This is a genomic window from Bifidobacterium sp. WCA-178-WT-4B, assembly GCF_009696495.1.
Taxonomy (GTDB): domain Bacteria; phylum Actinomycetota; class Actinomycetes; order Actinomycetales; family Bifidobacteriaceae; genus Bifidobacterium; species Bifidobacterium infantis.
The window spans coordinates 1-12,641 of record NZ_VULV01000007.1; the positions used below are offsets into that span (position 1 = coordinate 1).

Annotated in this window: 9 protein-coding genes and 2 pseudogenes; 5 read left to right on the forward strand and 6 right to left on the reverse strand. The window is 55.9% G+C overall.

What is annotated here, in order from left to right:
- The 5 genes and pseudogenes from FYJ31_RS06110 to FYJ31_RS06130 all read left to right on the forward strand — a co-directional run.
- Positions 1 to 101 (forward strand): IS3 family transposase (locus tag FYJ31_RS06110; RefSeq protein WP_143247652.1); only part of this gene is annotated, 101 nt, incomplete at its 5' end.
- A 237-nt stretch (positions 102 to 338) separates the two neighbouring features.
- On the forward strand, positions 339 to 1,799 hold the full coding sequence (locus FYJ31_RS06115; RefSeq protein ID WP_014484664.1) for an MFS transporter: 1,461 nt from the start codon (positions 339 to 341) through the stop codon (positions 1,797 to 1,799).
- Between the two features lie 165 nt (positions 1,800 to 1,964).
- A pseudogene (locus tag FYJ31_RS06120) lies at positions 1,965 to 2,194 on the forward strand (IS3 family transposase); the annotation flags it as partial.
- An 86-nt stretch (positions 2,195 to 2,280) separates the two neighbouring features.
- Positions 2,281 to 2,814: a helix-turn-helix domain-containing protein gene (locus FYJ31_RS06125; RefSeq protein ID WP_229773876.1), complete on the forward strand. Its 534-nt coding sequence runs from the start codon at positions 2,281 to 2,283 to the stop codon at positions 2,812 to 2,814.
- A 77-nt stretch (positions 2,815 to 2,891) separates the two neighbouring features.
- A pseudogene (locus FYJ31_RS06130) lies at positions 2,892 to 3,266 on the forward strand (transposase); the annotation flags it as partial.
- A 135-nt stretch (positions 3,267 to 3,401) separates the two neighbouring features.
- On the opposite strand, the gene FYJ31_RS06135 reads toward FYJ31_RS06130, so the two are convergent.
- The 6 genes from FYJ31_RS06135 to ileS all read right to left on the reverse strand — a co-directional run bounded on the left by FYJ31_RS06135 (position 3,402) and on the right by ileS (position 12,255).
- Positions 3,402 to 4,229 carry an alkaline phosphatase family protein gene (locus FYJ31_RS06135; protein ID WP_154536279.1) on the reverse strand — a complete coding sequence of 276 codons (828 nt, stop codon included), beginning with the start codon at positions 4,227 to 4,229 and terminating at the stop codon, positions 3,402 to 3,404.
- A gap of 70 nt (positions 4,230 to 4,299) precedes the next feature.
- Positions 4,300 to 5,418 (reverse strand): ABC transporter ATP-binding protein, encoded by a 1,119-nt coding sequence (locus tag FYJ31_RS06140; RefSeq protein WP_012577054.1) that lies wholly within the window; start codon positions 5,416 to 5,418, stop codon positions 4,300 to 4,302.
- Positions 5,415 to 6,341, reverse strand: a complete 927-nt coding sequence (locus FYJ31_RS06145) for an ABC transporter permease (protein ID WP_012577053.1) — start codon at positions 6,339 to 6,341, stop codon at positions 5,415 to 5,417. Before FYJ31_RS06145 ends, FYJ31_RS06140 begins: the two co-directional genes overlap by 4 nt.
- On the reverse strand, positions 6,329 to 7,231 hold the full coding sequence (locus FYJ31_RS06150; RefSeq protein WP_071478148.1) for an ABC transporter permease: 903 nt from the start codon (positions 7,229 to 7,231) through the stop codon (positions 6,329 to 6,331). The genes FYJ31_RS06145 and FYJ31_RS06150 overlap by 13 nt, the downstream gene beginning before the upstream one ends.
- Before the next feature lie 37 nt (positions 7,232 to 7,268).
- Positions 7,269 to 8,393 (reverse strand): ABC transporter substrate-binding protein, encoded by a 1,125-nt coding sequence (locus tag FYJ31_RS06155; protein ID WP_060621587.1) that lies wholly within the window; start codon positions 8,391 to 8,393, stop codon positions 7,269 to 7,271.
- Between the two features lie 550 nt (positions 8,394 to 8,943).
- Positions 8,944 to 12,255, reverse strand: a complete 3,312-nt coding sequence (gene ileS, locus FYJ31_RS06160; protein WP_326831189.1) for a mupirocin-resistant isoleucine--tRNA ligase — start codon at positions 12,253 to 12,255, stop codon at positions 8,944 to 8,946.
- Between the last annotated feature and the right edge of the window lie 386 nt (positions 12,256 to 12,641).

Genomic DNA, 12,641 nt, shown 5'->3' on the forward strand with positions numbered 1-12,641 from the left:
TGGCCGCCTACCTGACCCACTACAATGAAACCAGGATCAAGAAGTCACTGGACTGGATGAGCCCCGTGCAATACCGCAGAAGTCTTGGACTGGCCGCCTGACCGTCCAAAAAAACATCCGCACCCCCTTCATTGCAAAAAAAGGCAATTCTTTTCACGCGTTCACATCCTTATATACATTGTGGTTGTTACCTTTTCCGCACAGCCGTTTAAAACTCACAAAGATGACGAGAAAAACGGTAGTGCAACACAAAGAAAGACAAAAACATGGCAACGAACGCCTTACATTGGCCTTACAAGGCACATCCAATTAACATTAAACGCGGAATTTACTACGGCATGCTCGACTTGATGGGCGGCGGCTGGAACAATATCGTCTCCGGCGTTATCTTCGCCTACCTGACACTGGCTCAGGGTTTCAATCCCGTCATCGCTGGCAGCATCGCAGCAGCAGGCCGTATCGTGGACTGCATCTGGAATCTTTTCCTTGGCCTCATCACCGATAATTTCTACACGACCAAGCTCGGACAGAAGTTCGGACGCCGTCATTTCTTCCTGGTGACAGGTCTTATCCTCTTCACCTGTGTGTTCCCGCTATTCTGGATTTCGTCCACTAGCTGGCTGTACTACCTTGCGGTCTATGTCGCGATGGAGATCATCATCGCCATGCTGATCGTCCCGTGGGAGTGCCTGCCTACGGAAATGACTCGCGATTACAAGGAACGTACCGTGCTGTCCGGTTCTCGTATGGTCATTTCCTCAACCGGAACTGCAATCGTGTTCATTATCCTTGCTGTGCTTAAGCAGGCGAACAACCCCAACGCATACCTCGTCGCAGGCATCGCTTGGACCATCCTGTTCGTCATCGCCATCGCCATCTCCACCTTCGGCACCTGGGAACGCCCAATTACCGACGAGTTCATTGAGGAACATACAAACCAGCCTAAGGTGAAGATCAGCGACTTCATCAAGAATTCCATTCACGAATACGCAGAGACCTTCCATAACAAGGCATTCCGCACCCATCTTGCGGTGTACCTGTTGTCCTTCACCGGCAAAGATTTGTTTTCCACCTTGCTACCGACTTTCATTGTGTGCTGCATTACCGGTGCCGGAGAAAGCTGGCCTTGGACGCTCCAAGCTCTATCCATCGTCGGTATTCCGGTGACCATCGTCGCAACGAAGCTCATGGTGGTGAAGGGCCCGAGGTTCATTTTCCGTCTGAGCTATATTAGCATCATCGCGGCAATGGTAGTCTACATCGCGGTCTACCTGCTGAATATTCACAACCCGTTCTGGATTTTCATCATCGCTTCGCTAGTCTACCAGTGCGGTCGAGCCCTGCTGGAATTCACCCCTTGGAACCTGTTCCCGTTCATGCCGGATGTTGATTACATCATGACGCGTGGCGACCGTGCCGGTCTGTACGCATCCGTGATGACCTTCTTCCGTAAGTCCACTGGAGCAATCGCCACTTGGATCGCCGGCATTCTACTGGAGTTCACAGGCTATAACTCCGCGACTATGAAGAACTACGAGACCACCCCAGCTCAGGTACGTTTCAGTATCACGCTCATCTTCTTCTTGGGCACCGTGATGCTGATTGCGTATGCTCTGTGGCTCTCCAGGCACATCTACCTCGATGCCGATACGCACGCCGTACTGAAGAGCGAAATCGAGCGTCTTGAAAATGGCGGAGATAAGAAGGATGTGTCCGATGAGGCGCGTCTGGTCTGCGAGGAACTGACCGGACATCCTTATGAATCCCTGTGGCCGGAGACCTCTTCCGTCAAGAAGTGATTCCCTCTCCACTTGAAGATTGATATAAGAAGGTGGTAGGTAAAAAATGAACCGCACCCCGATTGTTGGATTGAGGAAATTCAGATTCGATAATCGGAGGTGCGGTTCTTTCGTATGCGTGAGGATTGAAGGAAACACTACGACGATGGGTTCCGGCGCGAGGCGCTGGAACCCATCAAGGCCGGAGCCGGCGGGGACACGCTCGCCAGACGGCTTGCCATGCCCAGACGGACCGCGGAAAAATGGATCATACGTACAGGTCCGGTGGCGAGGAGGCGGTCATGGGAGGCAACGGCGGCAGACGCTACGACTGGGAGACGAAGGTCGCCGCCGCGCGCGACCACGTCGAGAACGGCATGACCAAGACGGAGGTCATGGCCAAGTATGCGATCGCAAGTGTGTCTGTTCAATAGAAGTTAGGCCGAATGCGGGATAAGGGGCTGCGAACGTTTTCTTGGAGACTGAGCGAAAGGTTTTTCGTATGTTCAGTCTTGAGGAACGAGAGCGTGCGGTGGGCCTGTATTTCACCACGCCGATGACCACGGCCCAGGTGGTGGAGCACCTGGGTTATCCGACCAGGCAGTGCCCGGAACGCCGGCTGGCAAAGGATCCCCGGTATGCTGGCCATATGGCCAAACCCATCATCCCCCTGGAGACACGGCTGAAGGCGATCGAACCGGTGCTGGGCGGCATACAGCAGAAACAGGCCGCCGAACGGCTCGGCGCGGGCGTCGGCGCGGTGCATGGCTGGGTCAGGGCGTACCGCAAGGGCGGCATGGCCGCGTTGCGGCCCCAAAACGGGAACGCCGCGCAGGGCAATAAGCCCGCTGACTCCCGTCGCCGGCCGTCCGCAGCCGATGATGATGACGCGGAGGCTTTGCGTCGCAGGGTCGAGGAGCTGGAGTTGGAGAACGCGTTGATGCGGGAGGTGGCGGAGGTCCGTAGAAAAAAGACCCAGGCGCCGACCTTGATAACGCCCGTCTTCTTGCGCAGATTCGGTTGTGAGTTCCGATGAAAAGGACATGGCCCGGCTTTGGTACGATTTTCAGTCGCTTACACATGAAAACCGCGAATGGAAAGAGGCCGGGAACCATGCCCAAGGAAATCATACAGTTCGATCAGGCCATGTTCGAGTCCAGGCTCGACCGGATGGTGCGCAAGAAGGTCGAGCAAACCATCGACCTGATGCTTGACGCGGAGGTCGACGAAATCGCCAACGCCGCCAGATACGAGAGAAGCGGCGACAGGAAGGCCTTCCGCGCCGGCCACTACGACCGCCACCTGACCGCCAAGGCCGGCAAGCTGAACCTTCGGGTCCCGAAGCTGAAGGGCGAGGTGTTCCGCAGCCAGGTGATCGAGCGCTGCCGGCGACGTGAGGAAAGCGTCGAGGAGGCGCTCATGGAGATGTACATGGCCGGCGTCTCCACGCGCCGCGTGGACGACATCAGCCAACTTCTGTGGGGCGACGGTAGTGCCCGTGAATAAGTTAGGTCATCTTTATCGTAAGGCGAAGTACAGAGACAGTGGCCCGTTTCTCAAGACACACCGTAACAAATATAGCGGCTGGAAGTCCAGCCGCTATAAGGTCACCGATACCGTCTTTCACCGAATCGGTGTGTCAAGGTGTCGCAACATCCATCCGGCAATCTGTTCAGGACGCATGGACTCAAACGAGTACTGATCACTTGAGCGAGCTCCTAATCGCAATGCGCCAAAGAAGGAACGCCGTAGTACCGGATCGGCACCGCCGTGCCCACCTTCGTCAAGATGTCCATGATCAGTCGTAACGCACACCAACCAATCCTCGTCCGGATAATTGGACGAACGACGTTCGACTGCATCAAGTATTTCACCGACATGCTCATCCACACGGGATAGCGCGGATTCGTATTCCTCGCTAATACCACCATACAAATGACCAGCCTCATCCACCTCACCAAGATAGATGAAGGAGACATCGGCGGGATCATTACATATTGATATCACCGCAAACCGTGCAATTTCACTGTCGGCAAGACGGTACCCATACGTCTCACCATCGCGTACCACCAAACGGTGATGACAAGAGATAATCTGATCGTTGCGTGTTGCAATAACCGGACCAGGACCTGCAGGATCCACCAATGGGGGCCAACTTGAAGCGGCAACCGTTTTCATCATCGGATGAGCAACAGCCGCACGTGTCAGAAAATCGGGGCACTCGTATAAACGATTTCCACGGAAGGTGTTGTCCTGCACCCCATGCTGAGCATGAGTGGTGCCCGTAAGTATCGATGACCATCCCGGCCCTGATATAGTAGGCACTTCCATTGTCATTTCAGCCGAAGATCCATTATTGAGAATCCGATTAATATTCGGTGCGTGATTTTCTTTACGCACAATGTCAAGGCGTACTCCGTCCACACCAATAAGGAGAAGTTTTTGTTGCATAGAAAGTCCTTTCGCAGAATCCCGCGGATTCCGTAATTCGTTGTGACGATTTTTATCGGTAGAGGCGGAATTAAGCAACACACTCGACTCTTCGCGCTGTGCATAACATAGGCTCGTCGGCAATCCTCACCATTACCGAGCATCCCGGAGTGAACAGCTGTGCGTCCTTCGACGGCAAATCTACACGAAGATGCAATCCGTCACCCATGGCAACCATTACACTGGTGAATGCGCCACGCAATACAGTTGATGTAACCGTTCCCAATACAGCATCGTGATCATTGAGGTCATCATTGGCAATTTGCAAACGCAGCTCCTCCGGCCTGACGAACACATCAACAGGACCGGGGTTCAACGTCGCCGCACCGGCTGCTGCGTGTACAGGCACGCGACAACCAATCGTCTGTGCCGTTCCATCGGTCGACAACACGCCAGGCAGCACATTCATAGATCCGACAAACCCTGCTACAAACGCAGTGGCAGGCGAATGATAGATTTCTGCAGGCGTTCCAACTTGTTCGAAGCGTCCGTTGTACATAACAGCAATCCGGTCGGCCATCACAAGAGCTTCCTCTTGATCATGCGTAACCATTATGGTCGTGGTATGAGTTTCTAATTGCAAAGCACGGATTTCGTCCCGCAACTGCACACGCACCTTGGCATCAAGAGCCGACAAGGGCTCGTCGAGCAATAAAACTCGCGGTTTAGTGGCCAAAGCACGAGCCAACGCCACGCGCTGTTGCTGACCGCCTGATAGCTGCGCTGGATAACGATCTGCGTAATCAGCCAACCCCACACTAGCCAGTAGCTCAACGGCGCTGCTTTTCGCCTCTGTCTTGGCCACATGTCGTATGCTGAGCCCATACATGACGTTTTCGACCGCGTTCAAATGGGGGAACAGCGAGTAGGCTTGAAACACCAGTCCGATGTCACGACGATTTGTCGGCACACCGCTCACATCAACATCATCCAGTAACACTGAACCCTGATCTGCGGCTTCAAAACCAGCGATTATGCGCAGCAATGTACTCTTGCCGCAACCCGAAGGTCCCAGCAATGCGACTAACTCACCGGAATGAATATTGAGGTCAAGTCCATTGAGCACCTTCGTAGTCCCGAAGGATTTAGTCACATTACGCAACGTGACGGATGTCCCCTGTGGTAAAGAACTCACAGCAACTGTCGTCATTTGTTTTCCTTACTACTGTATTGTGCGGTTTTATGTTTGCCAGTTCCTCCAACCATTGACAGCAGTCCAAGCAGTATCCATGTGACCATAATCGTGATGAAGGCCAACGCTGCAGCCGAGTGCGGATGCGCAGTACCAACCTGCGAAAGAATCACAGGAAATGTAGTCTTGAGCAAAAGCTGAGCAATAGCAAATTCACCTAAAACAATTGCGCATCCCAACAACGATGCCGACATGATGGCACTGCGAAGGTTAGGCAGGATGGCACGCACCAACGTGGTAACCGCACCTGCCCCCAATGATGAACTCGCATCCCAAAGCGTGCGCACATCAACAACCCGAATGCCCGCATCAAGGGAACGGTACACGAATGGCATTATCACCACCATATAGAGAGGAACTAAGCCCAGTGGACTATTTAACGCCTGAGGCAGGATGATGCGATACAAAGGCCCCACAGCACTGACTAAGGCAATGGCAGGCACTACGTATGGCAACACGGAGAAGCCCTCCGCCACAGGCAACATCTGCGGTGCTTTTAAATGTAAAATTAACAAAGTTGGCAACATAAGCACCAAAGAAAGCAGACACGTCATTAAGGCCAGTCCAATGCTGAGAGCAATCGACTCACCAATACCAGGCATGTGAACAATCTCCATCAACGGATCAAAAGTGATGAAGGTGCCGGGCAAATGGATTCCGAACCAAAGCGAAGCGAGAAGAGGTAACAGGAAAAACACCGCGCAAACGCTTAATACTATTGTCTGCCCCACATACCTCGGATGGTTCCGTCGAACGTCGGAAAACGCATTTCCCGCAAAACATTTGGCACCACTAGCGGAATCGTGGTTCGTCTCGGCACCAATCCGCGATTCCGACTTTACTGACGAGACGGCCTTCGAATCAGTAGTCACTGCAGCCATTTCGCAGTTCTCCTTTCAAGCACAGAACGCATGATAAAGGCCACGAGGATGATGGCAATCATTCCGACAATGAGCGCAGCACCAAAATTCTCATCCACAAATACGTTGCCTGTCAGGAAGACGCCCACCATAATGGCAATAAGATTCGCCGACCCTCCGCTGAGTGCATAGGCAGTAGCATAGGCAGCAAAGGCATTGGCAAACAGAAGCAACATAGTGCCAATTATCGCGGGTGTCAGAACTGGAATGGTCACACGCATCAGCGTCTGCAAGGCACTGGCACCCAATGCAGCGGAGGATTCCGACCACTCTTTCTTTAAACCTAAGATAGGCGGCATAATGAGTACAGCCATCAAAGGAATCTGAAAGTATAAATAAACCACGGTCAATCCCCAGAAGGAGGACAAATCAAGGAACTTCGAGATATCGACACCGCTGACATTCCGAATAGCCACAGTCAGCACTCCCTCGGTACCCATCAATGCGATAAAGGCGAAGGCCAGCGGGACGCCACCTAGTTGGGAGGCTACAGCTGAAAATGAGAGCATAATCTTGGCCAGCCATCGTGGCTTGGTAGCCGTGCAGAGCGCCCATGCCAGCAGTAGACCCAGCAGGCCACCCAATAAAGCAGTGACCAAAGATAATTTAATGGTGTTCACGTAGGCATTAAGGTATTCAGGAGCAAAAATGCCTCGCAACGGCTGCAACGACCATGCTCCGGAACTATCATGTAGACTTCGCCAGAAATTAAACAGCACTGGGATGACCAGAAACAAGGTCATGAATACTGCGAACGGCAGCAGCCCTAGCCATCCAATGAGCTTCGTACGCGACACGCCTTGCTTAGCCCGTTGCCGCTTAGAGGAGGCATCCCCGGTAACGTTCATCATGATAATTACGCCACTCCACTCTGCATCTCATGATGCCTTATTCGAAGTTAGCGACTTGACTGCCCCAGTTCTTGACCACCAACTGCGACATCTTGTTACCTTGCTCGATGTTCGGGAAGCTGATCCGCTTAAGCGTGTCGGCATCAGGCAATCCGGCTTCAGCTTCCTTGGTCAGGGTACCGGCTTTCTTCATCTCTTGGAATCTCGCCGGGATAGCGCCATGCTCAGCATAAATATTGGCACCATCATCACTCAGCAACCATTCAAGCCACAACCTTGCGGCGTTTGGATGCGGGGCATCCACCAACGCGGATTGAGCATAGTAATTGCCAAATACACCATCCGTCGGCACATTGACCGTAAGCTTGACGCCGGCCTTCTCAACTTCGTCACGGATGCCGTTGAAATTATAATTCCAATCGAGCACCACAGCAGCTTGTCCGGTAGTCAAAGCCTGCGCCGTGCCACTAGCCTTGGCAAGATATCCATCCTTAGCGAGTTTAGAGAAGAAATCAATACCCGGCTGGATGTTGTCCAACGAACCCCCATTCGCAAGCGCAGCCGATGCGACTGCAGCGAGCTGGCTGGCCCCCTCTCGAGGATTTCCTATATAGATCTTACCCTTGTACACAGGCTTGAGCAGATCTTTCCAACTGGTTACTGCAGGTACTTTGCTTTCGTCCACGCCAATGCTCAACACGCCATAGTATGCGCCAACCCATTTTCCATCTGGATCTTTGAGATTGGCAGGCAATTCATTGGCCACCGACGGCGTATAAGAACTCAGCAAGTTCTTCTGCTTAGCCGGATCAGTGAACGAATAACCCAAATCGGGAACATCGGGCTGAGAAGGCTGTCCTTTGAGGGTCTGTATGCTTTGGATTTCTTCCGCGCTGGAAGCATCCGGGCTAGAAACGTGAATCTTGATGCCATACTTCTTGGTGAACGCCTTGAACGAATCGCCATAACCAGCCCACGTTTCCGGATAACCAATCAACTCCAACTTACCCTCTTGCTTAGCAAGCTTGGTGATTTCCTCAAGATTTGAACCGACCTTCGTATCGGACTCACTTTGTGCAGAAGACGTACCGCAAGCTGACATCGTGATTCCCAACAACGCCACCAATAATCCGGCGACACCCTTGCGCAGTGTATTCGTCATAACCATCCTCTTCATAAAGAATTTCTATCTATTCATTCACACTGGAAAACGCGGCTTGTCTCCGCCTTCCCATCGAGCGATGGTAGATGACCCAAATGGCGCGAATCTATCTTTGACGTGAATTCAAAACGCATATTGCGGATAGTGAGTAACAAACATATGAACCAGTAATAAAGCCGTTTGCATGTGTTGAGCACTTGAAATGCTCAGTGAATTATTCGTCTTTGTACGAACACCAGAAAGCAAGCCCCTGTAAGTCCCGACATTACATCATGTCCAACCCCAAACACGAAGTTAAAAACGGAGATGGATTTGCGTGATAACCGGAATAACGAATGACGACAATGCATCTTCATTCATGTGAGAGCGAAGAAACGCCATGTCCAAAATCTGTATGCCGACCGCATTGAACAGTTGAACGAATACCTGACGCAACCCTCATAGCATACCACGGAACAGAAAAGTGGTCCCGCCGCTAAACGGCAGGACCACTTCGTGCATTCCACGCGCCAGTGCATCACGCATCAGGCGCGGTCAGTACGCCATGGCATCACGCCTTGGCAACCTCCACACCCAGCTCGGCGCCTTCCTTCACCTCGAAGGAGGAGGCCAGCGTCTCATGGGCGATCAGATCGCGGAACTGCTCGACATCGGCCACATTGGCGGCCGGCACGGTCAGCACCAGGGCGATGCGATCGGCGATGTCCAGACCGGCGTCCTTGCGGGCGTCCTGAATGGCGCGGATGGTGTCGCGGGCGTAGCCTTCGGCGAGCAGATCGGCGTCAAGCGCCGTGTCGAGAATCGCGAAACCACCGGTCGGCAGGGCGGTGGACACCGAGGAGGCGGCCTCCGTGGCGTTCTCCTCCTCCACACGGTTGATCAGCTCATACTCGCCTTCGACCAACTCGAGATCGCCGGACGGCGTCGACACCACGGGGGCGCCGGACGTCGCATCGACATGCCAGTCGCCGGACTTGGACGCCTTGATGGCGAACTGAACCTGCTTGCCGAGGCGCGGGCCGGCGGCGCGGGCGTTCACCTTCAGCTCGTGCACGATCTTCAGACCGTGGGCGGCGGCATCCTGCAGCGTCGAGAACTCGATGTTCTTGATGTTGAGCTCGGCCTTCAGCAGCTCGTCGTAGGCTTTGACGGCCTCCACGTTCCCGGCCACCACGGTGAGCTTGGAAAGGGGCTGGCGCACGCGGATCTTGGCGGCCTTGCGCAGCGACAGCGTGCCGGAAACGACTTCGCGCACCTTCTCCATCGCATCCACCAAGGCCGGATCGTCGACCAGCACGCGGCCAAGCTCGGTATCGGCGCCGGTTTTCTCGTCCACCACGAACGGCCATTCGGCCAGATGCACGGATTCACCGCCGGTCAGGCCGCGCCACACGGACTCGGCCTCCATCGGGGCGAGCGGCGCGAGCACGCGCATGAACGCCTCCAGCACGGTATACAGCGTGTTGAACGCGGTGGCATCTTCGTTCCAGAAGCGGTCGCGGGTATTGCGGATATACCAGTTGGTGAGCACGTCGATGAAGTCGGAGACCGCATCGCAGGCGTCGGAGATGGCGAACTCGTTCAGCGCCTTCTCGGTCGCCAATACCAGGCGACGGGTGCGGGCCAGCAGGTAGCGGTCCATCTCCGGCAGGCCGGCGACCTCGTCCGCGCGCAGCTGGCGGGCGTCGAATCCGGCGCCGCCGTTGGCCGCATTGGCGTACAGGGTGAAGAAGTAGTAGGAGCTCCACACCGGCAGCATGACCTGGCGCACGGTGTCGCGGATGCCGTCCGCGGTGACGATCAGGTTGCCGCCTCGCAGGATCGGCGAAGACATGAGGAACCAGCGCATGGCGTCGGAACCGTACTTGTCGAACACGCCGTTCACGTCCGGGTAGTTACGCAGGTGCTTGGACATCTTCTGGCCATCGGAGCCGAGCACGATGCCGTGGCAGATCACGTTCTTGAACGCCGGCCGGTCGAACAGGGCGGTCGCCATCACGTGCAGCAGGTAGAACCAGCCTCGGGTCTGGCCGATGTACTCCACGATGTAGTCGGCCGGGAAGTGCTGCTCGAACTTCTCCTTGTTCTCGAACGGGTAATGGAACTGCGCGAACGACATCGAACCGGACTCGAACCAGCAGTCCAGCACGTCGCTGATGCGGCGCATGTGCGACTTGCCGGTCGGGTCGTCCGGGTTGACGCGAACCAGGTTGTCGATCCACGGACGGTGCATGTTGATGTTGCCGTCCTTGTCGCGCGGGTAATCGCCGAAGTCGGCCTTGAGCTCTTCGAGCGAACCGTAGACGTCCACACGCGGATGCTTCGGATCGTCGCTGACCCACACCGGAATCGGGGAGCCCCAGAAACGGTTGCGGGAGATGGACCAGTCGCGGGCGTTGGCGAGCCACTTGCCGAACTGGCCGTCCTGGACGTTGCCCGGAATCCAGTTGATCTGCTGGTTGAGTTCCAGCAGACGCGGCTTGATCTTGGTCACGGACACGAACCAGGAGGACACCGGCTTGTAGATCAACGGGGTGGCGCAACGCCAGCAGTGCGGGTAGGAGTGCACGTAGCTTTTCTCCTGGAAGAGGATCGCGCGGCGTTCCTCCGGGATGGAGGCGAGCGGTCCGTCGCCGGCGCGCAGGTTGCGCAGGATCGGCAGGTTGGCGTCGAACACGAAATCGCCTTCGTAATCGGGGCATTGCGAGGTGAAGCGGCAACCCTCATCGAGCACGTCGGTGCTCGTGATGCCGTGCGCGTTCAACGTGTTCATATCGTCCTCGCCGTAGGGGGCCTGATGGACCAGACCGGTGCCTTCGACGGTGTCGACGTAGTCGGCGGTGAAGATTGTGTAGCCGTTCGGGCCGGGCACATGGCCTTCGGATTCGGCCTCATCGCCCGAGAAGTACGGGAAGACCGGGTAGTAGCGTCGGCCTGCCAGCTCGTTGCCCTTGAGCTCGCGCACGACCTCGTAGTTCTCGCCGAGTTCCTTCTCGTAATGCGGCAGCAGGTCCTTGCCGAGATAGAACTTCTTGCCCGCGAACCTGCCTTCGGTCGGGCGCACTTCGACGTAGTCGATGTCGGCGCCGACCACGATGGCGAAGTTGGTGGGCACGGTCCACGGGGTGGTGGTCCAGAAGACGGCGTAGGCGTCGTCCTCATCGCGCATCTTGACGGCCACGGATACGGTGGTGTCCTGGCGGTCCTGGTACACGTCGGCGTCCATGCGCAGCTCGTGCGCACTCAGCGGCGTGCGGTCCTTCGGGCAGTACGGCAGCACACGGTACCCCTGGTAGGCCAAACCCTTGTCGTAAAGCTGCTTGAAGGCCCACATCACGGATTCCATGTATGGAATGTTCAGGGTCTTGTAGCCGTGCTCGAAGTCCACCCATCGCGCCTGACGGTGCACGTAGTTCTGCCATTCGTTGGTGTATTTCAGCACGGAGGCGCGGCAGGCGTCGTTGAACTTGTCGATGCCCATCTTCTCGATCTGGTCGACCGAGTCGATGCCGAGTTCCTTCTGCGCCTCCAGTTCGGCGGGCAGGCCGTGGGTATCCCAACCGAACACGCGGTTGACCTTGCGGCCCTTCATGGTCTGATAGCGCGGAATCACGTCCTTGGCGTAACCGGTCAGCAGGTGGCCGTAGTGCGGCAGGCCGTTCGCGAAGGGCGGACCGTCGAAGAACACGAATTCGTTCTGGCTATGGTCGCCGGAGGGGTTGCGTTCGATGGACTTCTGGAAGGTGTCGTCCTTGTCCCAGTAGTCGAGAACGGTCTCCTCCATGTCGGGGAAGCTGGGGTTCGGCGCGACGTGCGCGGTCTCGCCGCCCTCGTTCGCCTTGGGATATACGTTTTCGCTCACCGTAAATCTCCTGTTTGTACTGTGCACTGGTCCTACAGGAGCGTCATCGATGGCCGTCGCCGGGCGCCGACGTTCATCGGCCCGATCCACGGAGGTCACGCCGGGCCGCGAACCCGATCGTCAATCGTCTCGTGGCCGGAACCAACCGTGTTCCGCCCGGAACAGCCATGTCTGCCGTTCCTGCCTACGAGGACGATGACGGGCGTCGATATGCGTCCCGCACCGCGGTACCACCTCGCTTATCGCGTCGGCCGCCGCACCCCGAACCGTTACGTTCGAGGCCGCGAGCCTGCGCGACCGCTTGTGTTCGGCTGTCTCGGGCCGATCCCGTCGGTTCTACTGGGCGATTGCCGCCGTTCTTCCGAAGACTCCCCGCTGATAACGGA

Bases quoted from the DNA above. Each gene is read 5' to 3' on its own strand.
- FYJ31_RS06115 (WP_014484664.1), top strand. From the start codon at position 339: ATGCTCGACTTGATGGGCGGCGGCTGGAACAATATCGTCTCCGGCGTT.
- FYJ31_RS06125 (WP_229773876.1), top strand. From the start codon at position 2,281: ATGTTCAGTCTTGAGGAACGAGAGCGTGCGGTGGGCCTGTATTTCACC.
- FYJ31_RS06135 (WP_154536279.1), bottom strand. From the start codon at position 4,229: ATGCAACAAAAACTTCTCCTTATTGGTGTGGACGGAGTACGCCTTGAC.
- FYJ31_RS06140 (WP_012577054.1), bottom strand. From the start codon at position 5,418: ATGACGACAGTTGCTGTGAGTTCTTTACCACAGGGGACATCCGTCACG.
- FYJ31_RS06145 (WP_012577053.1), bottom strand. From the start codon at position 6,341: ATGGCTGCAGTGACTACTGATTCGAAGGCCGTCTCGTCAGTAAAGTCG.
- FYJ31_RS06150 (WP_071478148.1), bottom strand. From the start codon at position 7,231: ATGATGAACGTTACCGGGGATGCCTCCTCTAAGCGGCAACGGGCTAAG.
- FYJ31_RS06155 (WP_060621587.1), bottom strand. From the start codon at position 8,393: ATGACGAATACACTGCGCAAGGGTGTCGCCGGATTATTGGTGGCGTTG.